Source organism: Methylobacterium sp. GC_Met_3, from assembly GCF_026540775.1.
GTDB lineage: Bacteria > Pseudomonadota > Alphaproteobacteria > Rhizobiales > Beijerinckiaceae > Methylobacterium.
In genome coordinates this window covers 1-16,655 of the sequence record NZ_JALNUL010000050.1, presented here as the reverse complement: position 1 = coordinate 16,655, position 16,655 = coordinate 1, and the positions used below count along the sequence as shown (strand labels likewise).

The following is a 16,655-nucleotide window of genomic DNA, read 5'->3' as shown; positions in this document are numbered from 1 at the left end:
CCCCTGCCTGAGCGGAGATGTGCCCTGATGTTCGACCGTCGCAAGCTGCTCCTCGGGGGCGCCGCCGGGCTGATGCTGCCGGGTTTGGCCCGGGCGCAGGCGCTCGCCGCGATCGGCACCTTCCCGGAGGGCGTCGGCGCCGACTCCATCTTCGTCGGCCTCAACATGCCCCTGACAGGCGTCTTCTCAGGTGATGGCAACGACCTCAAGCTCGGCTATGAACTCGCCATCGCGCAGATCAACGCGGGTGGCGAGATCCCGGCTGCCTGGGGCCTGAAGGGCAAGGGCGTCCTTGGGCGCCAGATCCGCTACAAGGTCGCCGACACGGAGGGGAAGCCCAACGTCGCGGTGCAGGCGGCGACCCAGTTCATCCAGCGTGACAAGGCGATTCAGTTCTCGGGCTCCGTGAGCAGTTCCGAGGCCATCGCCCTGGAGGAACTCGCGAGCCGCGACAAGGTCCTCTACATGGTCGGCATTGCCGGCTCGAACGACGTCACCGGCAAGAACTGCCAGCGCTACGGCTTCCGCTCGCAGCAGAACGCCTACATGGCCGCCAAGGCGCTGGCCCCGGTGGTGGCCAAGGCACTCGGTCCCAAGCGCAAGATGGCCTTCCTGGTGCCGGACTACACCTACGGCCAGACGGTCTACGAATCTTTTGCCAAGTTCGCCAAGGAGGCGGGCTGGACACAGGTTCTGAAGGAGACCGTGCCGCTGAGCACCGCGGATTACAGCTCGGCGCTCCTCAACATCGCTAATAGCGGTGCCGACGTCTTCGTGAACATTTGCTTCGGCGCCGACGCGGTCGCCTCGACCAAGCAGGCCGAGCAGTTCGGCGTCCTGTCAAGCATGAAGCTCGTCGTGCCGAACCTGTCCTCCTTCCAGGACAAGGAACTGGGCGCCGAACTGATGCAAGGCGTCTATGGCTCCTGCGATTTCTGGTGGACGCTGGAGGATCGCTACCCCCTCGCCAAGACCTTCGTGGCGAGCTTCCTCGACAAGAACAAATATCACCCGCGCTGGGGCGCCCACATCGCCTACATGCAGACCTATCTCTGGGCGCTCACGGTCGAGCGGGTCGGCGGGTTCAACCCGGTTGACATGATCAAAGCGATGGAGGCCTCGAAGAGCCAGCCCTATGACTCGACCATCGGCCGCGTCTATTACCGCGCCGAGGACCACCAGATGGTCCGACCGATCCCGATCCTGAAAGGCAAGGCGCCCGCCGCGATGAAGGGGCCGGACGATTTCTACGAGATCGTGGACATGGTCGAGGGCGAGAGCGTGATGAACCCGACCGACCTGTTCGGTTGCAAGCTCGGCCCCTACACCTGAGGGACTGGCCATGCCCAGCACGACGGTTCTCCTCTCTCAGGCCTTTAACGGCCTTGCCCTCGGGAGCCTTCTGGCGCTCGTGTCCAGCGGGCTCACCATCATCCTGGGCACCCTGGGGGTGCTCAACTTCGCCCACGGCGCGCTGTTCGCCGTGGGGGCCTACACCGCCTTCGTGATGATGTCGGCGACGCATTCCTTCCTGCTCGCTCTGCTCGGCGGCTGCGCCATCATGCTGGTTGTCGGCTTCGCCATGGAGCGCCTGGTGATCCGCCATTTCTACGCGAGGCCAGACGAGGACCAGATCCTCGTCACCTACGGCATTGGCATCGTCCTCGTGGAGGCATTGCGCGCGTGGTTCGGGGGGAACAGCCAGCGGGTGCCGGTGCCCTCGTGGGGCGTGGGGGCGACCAAGCTCGGCTTCTTCGTCTACCCGACCTACCGACTCCAACTGATCGGCATCGTCGCGGCGCTCCTGCTCGGCCTCTACCTCGTCCTCTACCGGACGGCGATCGGCCTCGTGGTGCGGGCGGGCATCGAGAATGCCGGCATGGTCGGCATCCTCGGCATCGACGTGCGCCGCACCTTCCTCCTCGTCTTCGGAATCGGCGTCGTCGCGGTAGGGCTCGCCGGGATGCTCTACGCCCCCGTCGTCTCGGTGACGCCTGACATGGGCGCCAGCTTCATGGTGCAATCCTTCGTGGTCATCGTGCTAGGCGGGCTCGGCTCGTTCCCCGGTGCGGTGGTGGGAGGGCTGATCGCGGGCGAGGTCATCAGCCTGACGAGCGCCTTCAGCTCCGCCTATTCGGAGGTGATGCTCTACGGCCTGATGGCCCTGGTGCTGGTGGCGCGCCCGCAAGGGCTGTTCGGCACGGAGGGCCGAGTCTGATGCACCCTGCTCTCCGCCGCATCCTCCCCGAACTGGCGCTCGCCGCCTTCCTAGTGGTCGCCCCTCTCCTGCTGCCGCCGCTGGGCTTCTCGCACGACCTGCTGTCGCGGGCGCTCAATTGGGCGCTGTTCGGCCTGGGGCTCGACATCCTGTTCGGTCTCGCGGGCCTCCTCTCCTTCGGCCAGGCCGCCTTCTACGGGACGGGCGGGTTCGTCACCGCCACCCTCCTCGTCTCCGGGACGGTGGGAAGCGTCTGGCTCGCCCTCCTGGCCGGGACGCTGGCGGCGGGGCTGTTCGGCCTACTCGTCGGGTGGCTCGCTGTCCGGCGCATCGGCATCTACTTCGCCATGATCACCCTGGCCTTCGGCCAGATGGCGTATTTTATCGAAAACTCCCCGCTCTCGGGCTGGACCGGCGGCGAGAACGGCATCGCCGGCGTGCCCCTTCCAACAATCGGCTTCGGGGCGGACGCGGTGGGGATCACCCCCGGGCTGCCGATGTACACGCTCCTCGCGGCCACCTTCCTTGTCGGCTTCGTCCTGGCCCGCCGCATCGCGAAATCTCCTGTGGGGCTGATTCTGCGGGCGGTGAAGGAGAACACCGCCCGCGTGGCGATGCTCGGCCACGACGTCCCGGCCTACAAGCTCTCCGCCTTCACCATCGCCGCGCTCTATGCGGGGCTCGCCGGGGCGATGCTCGGGCCGTTCCAGAGCTATATGCCGCCGGACGCTTTCGCCCTGGAGACCTCGGGGCAACTCGTGGTGCAGACCATCGTCGGCGGCGTCGGCACCTTGGTCGGGCCACTGGTCGGCGCGGCCCTCTGGCTGTGGCTGCGCGACAACCTCCAGCTCATCCCTGGCCTCGGTCCGCTGTGGAAGCTCGTCCTGGGACTCGCCTTCATCGGCCTCGTGATCGGCCTCCGTCGGGGCATCTGCGGGGAGATCCTGCATCTCTGGAACCGCCGCCGGGAGGCCCGTCGCCTCCGTGCGGAGCTGGCCCGGACGGAGGCCATCGAGGTGAGCGGCGGGGCACCGGCCCGCGCCATCCCGGCTGAGATCGCCCTGCCAATGCCGCGCCCGGTAGTGGGCGGACGCAGCGCGCGCGGGGAGATCGCCCTTGAGGCGCGCGGGCTCGCCCGGCACTATGGTGGCCTGAAGGCGGTCGATGGCGTGAGCTTCACCGTGCGCCGGGGTTCGATCCACGCGGTGATCGGGCCGAACGGGGCGGGCAAGAGCACCCTGTTCAAGATGCTCTCCGACGAGGTGAGCCCGAGCGCGGGCGAGGTGCTGCTGTTCGGCGAGCGTCTGACCGGGGGCGGCGTAAGCCGGGCGGCCCAGCGGGGTATCGCCAAGAGTAACCAGCTCAACCAGCTCTTCCTGAACCTCACGGTGCGGGACAACCTGCGGGTGGCGGCGCTGGCGCGGGCGCGGGGTGGCTTCCGTCTGGATCTTCTCGCCCCCGCCGACGGACGCCCCGAGATGGAGGCGCAGGTTGCGACCCTGATGGACCTTCTCGATCTCAGCGAGCGGGCCGGCACCCCGGCGAGCGTCCTGGCCTATGGTGAGAAGCGACGGCTGGAGATCGGCATGGCGCTCGCCACCAGCCCGAACGTGCTGCTCCTCGACGAACCCTTGGCCGGCATGAGCCTGTCGGAGCGGGCGGCGACTTGCGCCCTGATCCGACGCATCGCGAAAGCTTGCACGATCGTCGTGGTGGAGCACGACCTCGATGCCATCTTCGACCTCGCCGAGCGGATCACCGTGCTGTGCGAGGGCCGCCTCCTTGCCGACGGCCCAACCGATTCCGTGCGCCGGGACGCAGCCGTCCAGCGTGCCTATCTCGGTGCCGGGCCAGCGGAAGCTGGTGCCACGCTGGGGAGCGCCGCATGAGCCTGCTCGAAGTCGAGGGCATCGACACCCTCTACGGCGATTCCCACGTCCTGTTCGGCGTCTCCCTGCGAGTGGAGGAGAACGAGGTCGTGGCCCTGCTCGGCCGCAACGGTGCGGGCAAGACCACGACGCTGCGCACCCTCATGGGCGTGCTCAGTCCTAGGACGGGCACGATCCGCCTCGACGGTCAGCCGATCCACGGGCTCCCGCCCTCGAAAATCGCCCGCGTCGGCATGCAGCTCGTGCCGGAGGAGCGCGCCGTGTTCGGCGGCCTGACCGTGGAGGAGAACCTCCGCGTCGCGTGCCTAAGCGCCCCTAAGGCGTGGCCCCTCAGCCGGATCTGGGAGATCTTCCCCCGGCTCAAGGAGCGACGCACCTCGCGGGGCCGCACCCTCTCGGGGGGCGAGCAGCAGATGCTCTCGATCGCCCGCGCCCTGGTCCGCAACCCGCGCATCCTCCTCCTCGACGAACCCTTTGAGGGGCTGGCGCCGCTGATCGTTCAGGATCTAGTCGTGTTGACGAAGCGTCTAGCCGCGGAAGGGCGCACGATCGTCGTGGTCGAGCAGAACGTCGCAGCGGTACTGAGCTTCGCCGACCGGGTCTACGGCTTCAACAACGGCCACGTCGTCTACGAGGGGCAGGCTTCAGCTCTCCGAACGGATCCCGCTCCAATGAGGGACTTCATGGGCTTGGCGCTGTGAGCGAGACCACGGACACCATTTTGATGCCGCTGCTTACATCAAGAGGTCACAACCTTGAATTGGTCAACCTGAGGATGTTTGATCGCGCAATTTGATTTCGGTTCTTGCTGCATTTTGCCCGAATAAAGACCGGCGGCAATCCATGCATCCGAGACGTTCGGACACGCGATGCGTTGCGGCAGATGCTGGCCGAAAGCGACCGGTCTGCTTCCGAGAAGAATGGCTAGAGAAGCGGACAGCCTCCTGCCGACCCAACCCAGCCGTCGGGACTGTCGTTTACGTTTCTCCAAAGCGGTCGTGCACCGGCCACTCCGCAAGTTCGGCTCGGTGTGGAAACCGGACCCTGACCTTTACCCTGAAAGCGGACGAGAAGTGCGCCGTTCCAATAGGGCAAGCGTTGTGGGACGGCGTAGCTGGAATCAGCCCTACCATTCGCAGGAGGGGAGGTTACGGAAACGCGTGACACCGCAGGCACCGACGATGCTCAAGACGCCTGAAGTATGAGCGAGAGAATCCCCCATCAAAAAGCGGGGCCGAGCAGGTTTAGCTGTTGAGACCGGGCCGCTCGGCCCCTATCGAAGCATAGACCCTGGGAAGGATTTGCACTTCGATCCTGTATGCGCCGTGGCCATGTGTGGCCTACAGCGCGTAAGCGTGTCAGCTCATCCCTTGCGCACCAGCGGCGTCACCACAGGGGCGGCGGCTGGCGGGGTGTAGAGCGGGACGATGAACCGAACGAAGCCATCGGTCGAGTAGTTGTCGCGTGTCCGGCCAAGCGCGTTCGTGTACTGGGCGCCCGTGACCACGTCGCGCGCCACGTAGGCCTGAACCGTAAAGGCTTTGAAGTCGTAGCCGATGAGGCCGCCGACCGCAAAGCGGCCGCGGTTACCACTCGCAGCACTGAACTGGCTGGTGTCGAAGTTGTATGCGCCATAGGCAATCGGACCGATCTCGAAGTTGCCGAACTTCTTGGTCGCAGTGAGATCGAGTAGGATTGCATCCGAGAGGCGGATCGGACCGATCGCTGCACCGACGGGACCGCCGAACCGACCAGGCGTGTCGTAGACGTTGCCGGTGAGGTTGGCGGTGATGTTCCAGCCGTCTCCGGTATAACTGCCTGCAACGCCGAAGCGGTAGGTGTTCGAGGAGAACTGCGGCAGCACCGGCGTACCGCTCAGGCCGGTTCCAAGCGAACCGCGACCGGCATCAAGGTCGTTCAGGTGAACGCCGCCCAGGAAGCTCACGCCGAAGTTGCCGCCGAGGTCGAACGCCCAGATGCCGGCCAGCAGCGTGCCGACGTTAACCGATATGTCCTTGTTACGCTGGCCAGCACCATTGCGGGTGAAGGCGAAGACGGTGGGCTGAGCAACAAGCGCCTCGATGCGGCCGCCGAATGGCGTCAGCGGTGTCGACCACAGTAGAAATGGGACGTTGATCGCAGTGTCGGGCGAGAACGGCTGATCGGTGCGGCGATATACGAAGGTGTCGACTGCATAGAGACCCTCCGGCAGCGGCGCGCCGGCGGCGAGACCGACCTGCTCGCCCGGAACTGTGGTCGACTGTGCGAAGGCCGCGGTCGCGCTCAACGCTACGGCTGTAACTCCCGCGAGCGTCGCCGTGATCCTGTTCAACATCCTCAATCCCCTTTTGCCGGACTCAGGCCGAGCGTTCCCGTTCACCGGACGGCATCGGCACAGTTATCAGTAGATTGTTTTTTGGATCGCACGATCTGGCTTGTATGGAAACACGATCAATTTGTACGCATTTCCTATCACCTTTTAAGTATGCCACGTTATTACTTTGAGTCGACTGTCAAATCCGCGATTTGAGTTCGGATATCTGTACGTGTTGCAGCAAAAACACGTTTGACGAAATGAGAACTCGATTTGTGAAACGATCATAGCCATACGCCTCCCGAGCTGCTCGGGCCGTAAGCAAACAAGCCGCTTCGCGAGCAGCTTCGGGATGCACAACTCCACCGACGACGTTTACAACCGCGACCCGCAATACGGGCGCCTATCGCAGCCGATCACTCGGCACGATGGGTCAGGACCTCGGTAAGAAGCTCGCCATCCGCCGGTGTGCAGAGCAGGGTACGATGTTTGAATGGGGTTTATCGAGACATAAACAATGCCTCGATCGCGTCGTTCAAACCGCGAACTTAAGGGCGAACCGCTCGGCTCCGAGGCGCTCTTGGATCGCCTGCACGACGTACTTGGCATCCCGGCCGACGGCGCCGAAGCGCCCCGAGCCCCAGGTGTTCAGCCAGGGCAGGCCAATGAAGTAAACGCCGTCCTCGTTCGTGACGCCGCGCTTGTGCTTGGGGCTGCCAGCACCGTTGAACACGGACGCGTCGAGCCAGCGGAAGTCCGGCGTGAAGCCGATGCACCAGACGATGCTGGTGATGCCGGAGCCTTCGAGGGAGAGGCTGGTCACGGGCTCGCTCGGCTCCCAGACGGGCGTGTAATGTTCCTGTGCCAGCGCCTCGACGCCCTTCTCGGCGATGTACTTGTCGATGGCGGCGTTGATGCCGTTGTAGGTCCGGTCGGCCTGGTCGAGCGAGCGCTTGAGATTGTCGCGGAAGCGCAGACTGACGGCGTCGTAATCCTCAAGCACGCCGTAAAGGGCCATCCCCTCGGTGGCGAAGCGGCGCAGGTCGATGTCCCGGCCGCCATCGCGGCCGGTCACGTAGTGGTTGGTGTTGTCGCGAACGCCGTCGCGCAACGGATGGTTGTCAACGGTCATCTCGTAGTAGCCCATGTCGGCGAGCCAGGTGACGACGTCGCGGCCGCGGTAGAAGCGGGCGCAGCGGGGCGCGTCGCCCACCGCCAGATGCACCTTGCGCCCGGCGAGGTGTAGGTCCTCGGCGATCTGCGCGCCGGACTGCCCCGAGCCGACCACCAGCACCTCGCCCTCAGGCAGCTGGGCCGGGTTGCGATACTGGTTCGAGTGGATCTGAGTGATCGAGCCAGGCAGCTTCTCGGCCATGCGCGGGATAATCGGCGTGTGGTAACCGCCGGAGGCCACCACGACCTGGTCCGCGGTGTAGTCGCCGTCCGAGGTCTGTACCGAGAAGATGCCGTCCTCGCGCCGTTCGACGCGGGTGACCGCGACGCCCTCGCGGATCGGCGGGTTCACCTTGGCGACGAACGCCTTGAGGTAGGCGACGATCTCGTCCTTCTTCATGAACCCGTCCGGGTCCGGCCCGTCATAGCGGTGGCCCGGCAGGTCGCACTGCCAGTTCGGCGTGACGAGGCAGAACGTATCCCAGCGCTGGCTCGCCCAGGTATGCGCAGCGGTCTTCTTCTCAAAGATAAGATGGTCGATTCCACTCTGCTTGAGGTGGTAGCTGACCGAGAGGCCGGCCTGGCCCCCGCCGACGATGGCGACGGGGACGTGACGGGGGGTAGAGGTCATGGCTCTGGCTCCGTGGGTGTCCGGGTGTCGTTTGCTCAGGGTCCGAAGGACTCGACGGTGACTTTGCCGTCGGAGGCCTGCCGCTTCGCCGCGGCCTCGATGCGGGCGAGTTGGTCCAGGGCGGAGGAGCAGGCGAAGCCGTACTTCTCCCGGACCCGGTCGCTGGCGATCGTGAGGGCCGTGCGCGTCTTCTTGACGAAGTCGTCGAGGGCGTAGCTCTCGCCCGGCGTAAGGAAGTCCTTCACGACGAGGGACGGCGAGTAGCACGCCTCGCGCCGCCCATCGGGCCAGCGGACGTGGAAGTGCATCTCAGGCATGGATCGGCTCATGTTCATCGCGGGCGCAGGCCGCGTAGGTAGCGAGGTGACGCTCGGCGCAGGCCTGCCAGGAATGGGCGGCGGCCCGAGCCGCACCGGCAGCGCGCAGGCTTGCTCGCGTCGTCGGTGCCAGGGCGGCCGCCATGGCGTCGGCGATGTCACCGGGATCGCCCGGGTCGACGAAGAGGGCGTCGTCGGTCCGGAGGTACTCGGTGAAGGGCGGCAAGCGAGAGACGATTACCGGGGTGCCGCAGGCCATCGCCTCCAGCACGCAGAGGCCGAAGCCCTCTTTCCAAGAGGGAAAGGCCAGGACGTCCGCTCGGCGATAGAAGGCCGGCATTTCCTCCTGGGAGACCGGACCGGTAGCGATCACCGCCTCGCCGTGCCCTACCGCAAGCCCGCATGCGCTCAGTGCGGCGCGGCAGCGGGCGTCGTAGGAGGCGTGATCGAGGAGTGATGCGCCGCCGACGACCACGAGTTGCGCCTGCCGGTGGCGTCGACGCAGAAGCGCGAAAGCCTCGATGATGCCGGCCGTGTTCTTACGCTCTTCGAAGCCGCCGACGCTCAGGACGACGGGCCCAACACCGATGCCCCAGCGCTCCCGTACGACCGCGTCGGCTTCGGTCGGCGTCTCTTGGAAGAGCGACAGGTCCACTCCGTTGCCGACGACGCCGATCTCGGCACCGAGATCGTCCTCGATAAGGTCGGCCCACGCGCGGCTGACACTGAGCAGGCTCGTGGCCTCATGGATCGAGCGATCCTGCCACTGCGCGAGCACTGGGTCGGAGAAGCTATCGACGTGGTGGATCGTGCGAACGAAGCCGGGGATCAGGCGGCGGTGCTTGAGCGTCGCGAGGGCATTGCCGCCGATTCCGCAATGGGCGTGGAAGACGTCGAAGTCGCAGGCGGCCGGCGTCGAGAAGTGGCGCAGGTAATCGTCGATGCGAGCCCGCACGAGGTCGACCGTCGTGCCGGCGATCGGCTTTGCGGCCACCGATACCGTCGGGCAGGCGGCAACGCGAAAGAAGCCGCGCCCGGACGGGTCAGGCGCGTGGACCACCGCCTCGTGTCCGAGGGCGCAGAGCGCCTCGGCCAGCGCGAGGCAGTGCGCGACGCCGCCGCGCGGGTTTGTGGAGTGGGTCAGAAGGGCGATGCGCAGAGCCGTCATGAGGCGGCCCCCGCTCCATCCTGACCGCAGCCGATCAGCGGGCCGGCGACGAAGTCCCACACCATGACTTCGTCCCCCGCGCCGCCACGGACCCGGGCGACCCGGCTCGCGTCTAGGCGGCCGATCCCGGCGGCAGCGATCCCGCGCTCGGCGAAGCGCGCAAGCACGGACGGCGTGCGGTCGGGACGCACGCTGAGGAGATAGCCGAAGCTCGGGAAGGCCGTCAGCCAGCGCGCGAGCGGGACGTGCTCGGGCCGCGGGATCGCGTCGAGGTCGATGACGCCGCCGACGTTCGAGCATTCGAGAAGCATCAGCGCCGTGCCGACGACACCCGCCATGCTGATATCCTTGGCCGCACAGGCCAAGCCATCCTCGGCGAGGCTCGGCAGCAGCGCGAGATCGCCACGCAGGCGCTCACCCGGACTGCCGGTAGAGGCGTCCCAGTAGGGGTGCGGCTCGCGGAAGCGGCCGCGTAGGTCGATGGCAACGACGAGGTCGTCCCCCGGTGCGGCATCGAAGCTCGTCAGGAGGCGCGGGCCCGCCCGGCCGAGTACGGCGACCGCGAGGTTGCCGCAGGCGGCGCGCGTATTGGTGTGCCCGCCCACCACCGGAACGCCGTAGAGGGCGGCCGCATCGGACAGACCGGCCAGGATCGGGTCCGCCCCCGCCGCATCCCGGCTCCACAGGGCATCGACCACGGCGAGCGGGCGCCCGCCCATGGCCGCGACGTCGCTGAGGTTGACCATGATCCCGCAGTAGCCAGCGAAATACGGGTCGACCGCGACGAAGCCGTCGAGGAAGCCCTCGATGGCGAACAGCAGGTGGCCGTCGCCATCGGGGATAGCCGCGCAGTCGTCGCCAACTGGCACCGCCACGTGCCGGCTTCCCAGCCCGAGCCGCGCGACCACGGCATCGATGTCGCGCTTGTGGCCGAGGCCGCGGGCGTCTCGGATCTGACCGGCTAGGGTCTGGATATCGAGAGCGACCGTCATCACGCGGCCTTGCGGAAGGTGACGAGGCCGTGCTCGGGGTCGTGCATCGGCGGGTAGGCTGCGAGGTCCGCTTCCATCAGGTGATGTGGCCGCCCGTGAAGGTCGACCGCGTCGAGACTTGCCCAGTGCAGGGCTTGGAACAGCGGCACGTTCCGCTCCTGCACGTGGGCGAGGAAGCGGGTGCAGCCGCGGGCATGGGCCGAGGAGACCGCGACCTGGATCAGCCCAGTGCCGAGGGCGGCGGCGCTACGGAACGGCTTGGCGACGGCCAGGCGAGAACCCCACCACTCGCCGGGCCGCTCGACCATCTCATGGATGCGCACCGTTCCGACTACGGCGTCGGCGTCAGCGCCCAACGTCGAGAGGGCGCAGATCGGGATGGCGTGCACGTCGATGGCGTCGCGGTCGTCATCGGCGAAGATCCCCTGCTCCGTGCAGAAAACCTGCCGGCGCAGCGCCGTGCAGGCGGCTCGTTCCCAGGGGCTCGTAGCGAACTTCACGTGGAAGTGGCTCGGCCGGTACGGCGGCACGGGTTCGAACATCATGCCGCCACCCCGGCGCGCTCGTAGGTGGAGAGCGCCGAGCAGGCGCCGCAGCGGCCGCAACCGGCCTTGATGTCAGTCGAGCGCAGGTCCGCGCCGGCCAGCATGTCGGCGAGTGGCTTCAGGATGTCGTGCATGAAGTCGGGGCCTGGCGCCGGGTGGCTCTCCAGCGGGGTGCCGGAGATCGGCACGAACGGCACCACGAAGGGGTAGACGCCCATGCCGATCAGGCGCTCGGCCATGGCCAGGATCGCCTCCGGTGCGTCGCCCAGGCCTGCCAGGATGTAAGTCGAGACCTGGCCCCGCCCGAAGACCGGCACGGCCGCCTCGAACGCCGCATAGTACCGCTCTAGAGGCACCGACGCCTTGCCGGGCATGATCCGCGCCCGGACCTCGGGGGTGACGGCTTCCAGGTGCATGCCCAGCGCGTCGATGCCCGACGCCTTCATCCGCTCGAACCACCGGTCGTCGTCCGGCGGCTCGCACTGGGCCTGGATCGGCAGGTCGACCGCGGCCTTCACCGCGAAGGCGCTCTCGCACAGGATCGCGGCGCCCCGGTCGGTGGCGTTCGGGGTGCCGGTGGTCATCACCATGTGCTTGACGCCGTCGAGCAGCACGGCGGCGCGGGCGACCTCGGCCAGCTGCTCCGGGCTCTTGTGCGCCACGGTGCGCCCGGCGGCGAGTGACTGGCCGATGGAGCAGAACTGGCAGGTCTTGGCCCGGCTCGCGTACCGGATGCAGGTCTGCAGCACCGTGGTGGCGAGAACGTCCCGGCCGTGCAGCACGGCGATCTTCGAGTAGGGCACGCCGTCGAAGGTCGAGAGCCCGTAGAAGCGCGGTTTGCCCGGGAAGGTCGCCTGCCCGATCACCACGCCGTCGTGTTCGATCACCGAGACGCCGTCCGCGTCCGGGCGACGCACGAGGAAGGGCGAGTCGAAGGCGGTCTCGGTGTGGACCGGAACCATCACGGTGCGGCCCGCGATGGTCATCGCTTTGTGGTCCGAAGGGCCGGCGCCGCCGCGGCGGCTCGGGGCTCCGGCCCGGCTGTCGGCCAGCCTAACCCCGTAGGACTGCAACGCGTTGATCAGGCGCTCCGTCGGCATCCCGACCAAGCCCGCCACGACCGGCGGAGAGGAGGGTTGGTTCGTCAGAAGCGGGCTGCTGCTCATGATCGAGGCTCCGGGAGGCGGTCTGGGCGGCGGTGTGCGAACGGGTCGGCTGGTGCACGAACGAGGTCGGGCGGTCGTCGTGGAGGAGGCTGAGGAGTTCGGGCCGGGCGTAGTGGCCGACCGAGTCCATCATCCGCTTGCGCTTGGTCACCAGCGCGAGGTCCATGTCGGCGATCAGGATGCCCTCGCCGGGCCCGAGCGGGTCGGCGAGATGCTTGCCCTCGGGCGACACGATGGCGGTGCAGTTGCCGCCGCGGCAGGCGCCGCGCAGGCGCTCGTCCGGGCAGACCTGCGCCACCTGCTCGTCGGTGAGCCAGCCGGTGGCGTTGACCACGAAGCAGGCCGCCTCCAGGGCGTGGTGGCGGATCGTCACCTCCATCTGGTCGGCGAAGATCTGGCCGACGAGCGAGCCCGGGAACTGCGCGGCGTGGATCTCCTCGTGGCGCGCCATCAGGGCGTAGCGGGCGAGCGGGTTGTAGTGCTCCCAGCAGGCCAGCGCCCCGACGCGACCGACCGCCGTCTCCACGACGTCGAGGCCGGCGCCGTCACCCTGACCCCAGATCATGCGCTCGTGGTAGGTCGGGGTGATCTTGCGCCGCTTCAGCTTCAGGCTGCCGTCCGCGTCGAAGATCAGCTGCGCGTTGTAGAGCGAGCCGTGGTCGCGCTCGTTGACGCCGAGCACGATCACCACCCCGTGGCGGCGCGCGGTCGCCGAGACGGCCTGGGTCACCGGTCCCGGCACAGCCACCGCGCGCTCGTAGAGCTTCAGGTGCTCGGCCCCCTGCATCGCGGGCGGCAGGACGAAGGAGAAGTAGGGGTAGTAGGGCACAAAGGTCTCGGGGAAGACCATAAAGCGCGCGCCCTTGGCGGCGGCCTCGTCGACGGCGTTGAGCACGCGCTCCAGGGTACCGTCCGGCCGGTCGAGGTCCGGCGCGATCTGGACGGCGGCGGCCCGCACGATCCGGGTCTCTGACATGGGTGATCCTCCAACTCTGACGGCGGCCACATCGCCTGCGGCCGCCGGATGCGACACCCCGGTCGCCGGGCCCGAGGGGCCGGTCAGACGGTCCAGGTGTCGATGATCACCGCGTTGTCGCGCTTGTGCAGGAGCATGCAGTCGAGCACGTCGAGGGGGTTGATCATGCGGATGCCCTCGATGAAGGCCGCCTCGCCGTGACCGTAGAGGGCCTGGGTGGAGAACCGGCAGGCATAGACCTTGCCGCCCTCGGCCATGAACTTTTCGAGCTGGTTGTTGAAGTTGAGGTGGCCCGGGAAGGCCTCGTCGCCGAGCCGCGGGAAACCGCGCTGGACGCCGAGCGTGATACCCGGCCCGTAGAGCAGGATCGAGGTCTCGAAGCCTTTCCGCTGCAGGCGCGTGGCCTGGAGCAGGTTGACGAGGCCGATCGAGCCCTCGAACGCGACGGTGTGGAAGGTGACGAGCGCCTTCTGGCCCGGCTCGGCCTTCACATCCTCGAAGACCTTCTCCTCGTAATCGACCAGAAAGTCGCCCTTCTTGTTATGTTCGCGGTTCACTGCAGGCATCGCACACGCTCCTTGAGGGATGGGACCGCGACAGGCAGGGCTGCGAACGGTCACACTCGAAACATGGCAAGCGGTGTGCCAGAACTTCGCCGATCAATGTGCCGTTCAATGCACCGTAGTGATATGCATACAATTTTGCGATCAAAGCGTTAGACGCAAAATCTAAACGACACTGACGCAGAGCTGTTTTAGTAAGCAGAGTATGACTACTCCATATACAACGAATGCACGGCAAAGAACCACGAATTGATCGTATTGTATGTATTGTGATGGCCTTGGTACAGGCTCTGGTGATTAGACCACATCACGGTATGGCACTTGCTAGCCATACAATAAGACATTGATCGTATATTGATGGTGCAGGTGCGCAAGGAATGAAGGCGACCGAACGAGACGGGCGAGCCAACCCACAGAATGTCATGAGTGGAGCCTGGGCACCCGACCTGAAGCAATGGGGCAAACCGCACTACCTCGCCATCGCGGAGGCGCTGGCGAATGACATCCGGACGGGCCGTTTGACGCCGGGTACGCGCCTGCCGACGCAGAGGGCATTGGCCGAGGCGCTCGACCTGAACTTCACGACGGTATCTCGCGGCTATGTGGAAGCCACCAAGCGCGGCCTGATCGAGGGGCGCGTCGGCCAGGGCACCTTCGTGGTAGATCCTGCCCGCTCCGCCCGTTCGGGCGGGGGTGCCAGCGCGCCGCGGGTCGGGCCGGTCGACTTCACCATGAACCTGCCGCCTGAGCCTAACACGCCGGCTCTGCAGGCACGCATGCAAGCCTCCTTCGCGGAGCTGTCCGGCGACCTCGCCAATCTGCTGCGCTACCAGGGCTTCGGCGGCACGGATGAGGACAAGGTAGCGGCATTGCGCTGGCTGAAGGGCCGCGGGATCGACACGGCGCGGGAGCGTCTGCTGATCTGCCCTGGCGCGCACAGCGCCCTGTTCAGCGTGCTGGGCCAGGTCGCCCGGCGAGGTGATGCCATCTGCGCCGAGCGCATCACTTACCCAGGTATCCGCGCGCTCGCGGCGCATCTAGGGCTGCGTCTCGTCGACTTACCGATGGACCGCTACGGCGTCGACCCCGACGCGTTCGCGGCCGCTTGCACGAAGGTTGCGCCAAAAGCGATTTACCTGAACCCTCTGCTGCAGAACCCGACTACTGCAAGCCTGCCTAGAGCCCGAAGGGAGGCCATCATCGCGGTAGCGCGGCGCTATGCCGTCAGCATCATCGAGGATGACGCCTACGCGCGCATCTGCCCGGCGCCGCCGCCCAGCTTCGCCGAGTTGGCGCCGGAAATCACCTATTACGTGGCCGGCCTGGCCAAGTGCCTGGGCGCCGGGCTTCGCCTCGCTTTCCTAGTCAGCCCCAGCGCCCGAGCAGCCCTTCCGCTCGCAGGCTCTCTGCGCGCTGCGACCGTGATGGCCTCGCCGATCTCGACTACGCTGGCGACACGCTGGATCATGGACGGCACAGCGGACGCCATCGTGCAGTTCGTCCGTGAGGAATCCGCCGCACGCCAGTGCATTGTGACCTCGCTGCTCCCGGCCGGGACCTACACGGCCGACCCGCACGGCTTCCATGTCTGGATCACGCTGCCGGAGGGCTGGACGCGCTCGGCCTTCGCCAGCCATGGGCGGTCTGCGGGCCTGGGCGTCGTCGGCAGCGACCCGTTCTGCGTAGCGGGGACGCCGCCCGAGGCAGTGCGCCTCTGCCTCGGCGGACCCGCGACCCGGCAGCAGATCACTCACGGCTTGGAGATGCTTGCCCACGCGCTCGAAGGCTCGCCGGCTCTTGCCTCGACTTACATTTGAGCCATGATCCACTGCCTTGAATGGACAGCTTGGATCGCTGATCGCGCTCGTGGCTACCGTCTTCGACCTGGGCTAGGTCGGATCGTGAGTGGAGGCGCCGGGCCGTGCGATGCGTCCTTCCTCCGCCTTGCGTATGTACTGCTCGGCGACAAGCCAGCCCTTGAAGAACCGAAGCGGCAGCGTGCAGGCAACTAGCACGATGGGCAGCGTCGTGACGGCATGTACCCACAGAGGCGGCGAGTAGGTGAGTTCGAGCCAGATCCCAAATGCGGTGGCCGGCACCGCCGCCGTCATCATTACGAAAAAGGCTGGCCCGTCCGCCGGATCTGCGAAGCCGTAATCGAGGCTACAGACATCGCAACGGGGCGCAAGCTTGATGAACCCATTGAACAGGTGGCCTCGTCCACAACGCGGGCACCTGCTTCGCATCGCTACCCCGATGGGTGACTGCTCAGCATATGACGGTTCAAGCATGGGGACTCCTCTAAGAGGATCCAACGCGCCAGTTCCAGTAGTGATACGAGCTTCACGCGAGCCCAGCACATAGCTCGGCGATGTCGGTTACTCGTAGCCATGCAGCCGCCGAAACAGCGGGTCCGTTCCAATAGAGCGTGCCCTAACGGAACAGTCCGAGCCACGGATCATAATCGCTCCAGCGGGTGGTCTCTGGCCTTTGGAACGCAAAACCGCGAACGTCAGAGATCCTTTTGGAACTCGGCAGGTCGGCCGCGGAGCGGGCACGGTGAAGGGCTGTTCGGCTATGACAGCGGCTGCTTCCGTATTGTTAGCTCGTCCCGTAAGCCGTCCTCAGATTGCTGATGGTAGCGTCCGCTTGTGGGAAATCGTGAAAGTCCACTGAATGGCCGGGATGGGCGCATTGCAGATT

At 66.6% G+C, this 16,655-nt stretch carries 15 protein-coding genes; 5 read left to right on the top strand and 10 right to left on the bottom strand.

Annotated elements, in window-relative coordinates:
* The first annotated feature begins 27 nt into the window (after positions 1-27).
* The 4 genes from OXS27_RS27625 to OXS27_RS27610 are packed head-to-tail and all read left to right on the top strand — an operon-like array spanning position 28 to position 4,808.
* The gene (locus OXS27_RS27625; protein ID WP_267360443.1) at positions 28-1,332 is read left to right on the top strand and encodes an ABC transporter substrate-binding protein; all 1,305 of its coding nucleotides are present in this window, start codon (positions 28-30) and stop codon (positions 1,330-1,332) included.
* 10 nt (positions 1,333-1,342) lie between these two features.
* The gene (locus tag OXS27_RS27620; protein WP_267360442.1) at positions 1,343-2,218 is read left to right on the top strand and encodes a branched-chain amino acid ABC transporter permease; all 876 of its coding nucleotides are present in this window, start codon (positions 1,343-1,345) and stop codon (positions 2,216-2,218) included.
* Positions 2,218-4,107: a branched-chain amino acid ABC transporter ATP-binding protein/permease gene (locus OXS27_RS27615; protein ID WP_267360441.1), complete on the top strand. Its 1,890-nt coding sequence runs from the start codon at positions 2,218-2,220 to the stop codon at positions 4,105-4,107. Before OXS27_RS27620 ends, OXS27_RS27615 begins: the two co-directional genes overlap by 1 nt.
* Entirely contained in the window at positions 4,104-4,808 is a 705-nt protein-coding gene (locus tag OXS27_RS27610) for an ABC transporter ATP-binding protein (RefSeq protein WP_267360440.1), read from the top strand. Before OXS27_RS27615 ends, OXS27_RS27610 begins: the two co-directional genes overlap by 4 nt.
* 662 nt (positions 4,809-5,470) lie before the next feature.
* Here OXS27_RS27610 and OXS27_RS27605 read toward each other — a convergent pair.
* The 9 genes from OXS27_RS27605 to OXS27_RS27565 all read right to left on the bottom strand — a co-directional run bounded on the left by OXS27_RS27605 (position 5,471) and on the right by OXS27_RS27565 (position 13,955).
* Positions 5,471-6,442: a transporter gene (locus tag OXS27_RS27605; protein WP_267360439.1), complete on the bottom strand. Its 972-nt coding sequence runs from the start codon at positions 6,440-6,442 to the stop codon at positions 5,471-5,473.
* 514 nt (positions 6,443-6,956) lie between these two features.
* Entirely contained in the window at positions 6,957-8,225 is a 1,269-nt protein-coding gene (locus OXS27_RS27600) for an MSMEG_0569 family flavin-dependent oxidoreductase (protein ID WP_267360438.1), read from the bottom strand.
* A gap of 35 nt (positions 8,226-8,260) precedes the next feature.
* A complete protein-coding gene (locus OXS27_RS27595; protein WP_267360436.1) occupies positions 8,261-8,542 on the bottom strand; it encodes an MSMEG_0570 family nitrogen starvation response protein in 282 nt (93 codons plus the stop codon).
* A complete protein-coding gene (locus tag OXS27_RS27590) occupies positions 8,535-9,710 on the bottom strand; it encodes an MSMEG_0565 family glycosyltransferase (RefSeq protein WP_267360434.1) in 1,176 nt (391 codons plus the stop codon). The genes OXS27_RS27595 and OXS27_RS27590 overlap by 8 nt, the downstream gene beginning before the upstream one ends.
* Positions 9,707-10,702 carry a sll0787 family AIR synthase-like protein gene (locus OXS27_RS27585; RefSeq protein WP_267360432.1) on the bottom strand — a complete coding sequence of 332 codons (996 nt, stop codon included), beginning with the start codon at positions 10,700-10,702 and terminating at the stop codon, positions 9,707-9,709. Before OXS27_RS27585 ends, OXS27_RS27590 begins: the two co-directional genes overlap by 4 nt.
* Positions 10,702-11,247: an MSMEG_0567/Sll0786 family nitrogen starvation N-acetyltransferase gene (locus tag OXS27_RS27580; RefSeq protein ID WP_267360430.1), complete on the bottom strand. Its 546-nt coding sequence runs from the start codon at positions 11,245-11,247 to the stop codon at positions 10,702-10,704. Before OXS27_RS27580 ends, OXS27_RS27585 begins: the two co-directional genes overlap by 1 nt.
* Positions 11,244-12,347 carry an MSMEG_0568 family radical SAM protein gene (locus OXS27_RS27575; protein WP_267360467.1) on the bottom strand — a complete coding sequence of 368 codons (1,104 nt, stop codon included), beginning with the start codon at positions 12,345-12,347 and terminating at the stop codon, positions 11,244-11,246. The genes OXS27_RS27580 and OXS27_RS27575 overlap by 4 nt, the downstream gene beginning before the upstream one ends.
* Entirely contained in the window at positions 12,301-13,389 is a 1,089-nt protein-coding gene (locus tag OXS27_RS27570; protein WP_267360428.1) for a Nit6803 family nitrilase, read from the bottom strand. Before OXS27_RS27570 ends, OXS27_RS27575 begins: the two co-directional genes overlap by 47 nt.
* Positions 13,390-13,472: 83 nt before the next feature.
* Positions 13,473-13,955, bottom strand: a complete 483-nt coding sequence (locus OXS27_RS27565) for an MSMEG_0572/Sll0783 family nitrogen starvation response protein (RefSeq protein ID WP_267360426.1) — start codon at positions 13,953-13,955, stop codon at positions 13,473-13,475.
* Between the two features lie 374 nt (positions 13,956-14,329).
* On the opposite strand from OXS27_RS27565, the gene OXS27_RS27560 reads away from it, so the two are divergent.
* Positions 14,330-15,769 carry a PLP-dependent aminotransferase family protein gene (locus OXS27_RS27560; RefSeq protein WP_267360424.1) on the top strand — a complete coding sequence of 480 codons (1,440 nt, stop codon included), beginning with the start codon at positions 14,330-14,332 and terminating at the stop codon, positions 15,767-15,769.
* 72 nt (positions 15,770-15,841) lie between these two features.
* On the opposite strand, the gene OXS27_RS27555 is transcribed toward OXS27_RS27560, so the two are convergent.
* Complete coding sequence (locus OXS27_RS27555) at positions 15,842-16,243, bottom strand: DUF983 domain-containing protein (protein WP_267360422.1); 402 nt, start codon at positions 16,241-16,243, stop codon at positions 15,842-15,844.
* Positions 16,244-16,655 lie beyond the last annotated feature (412 nt).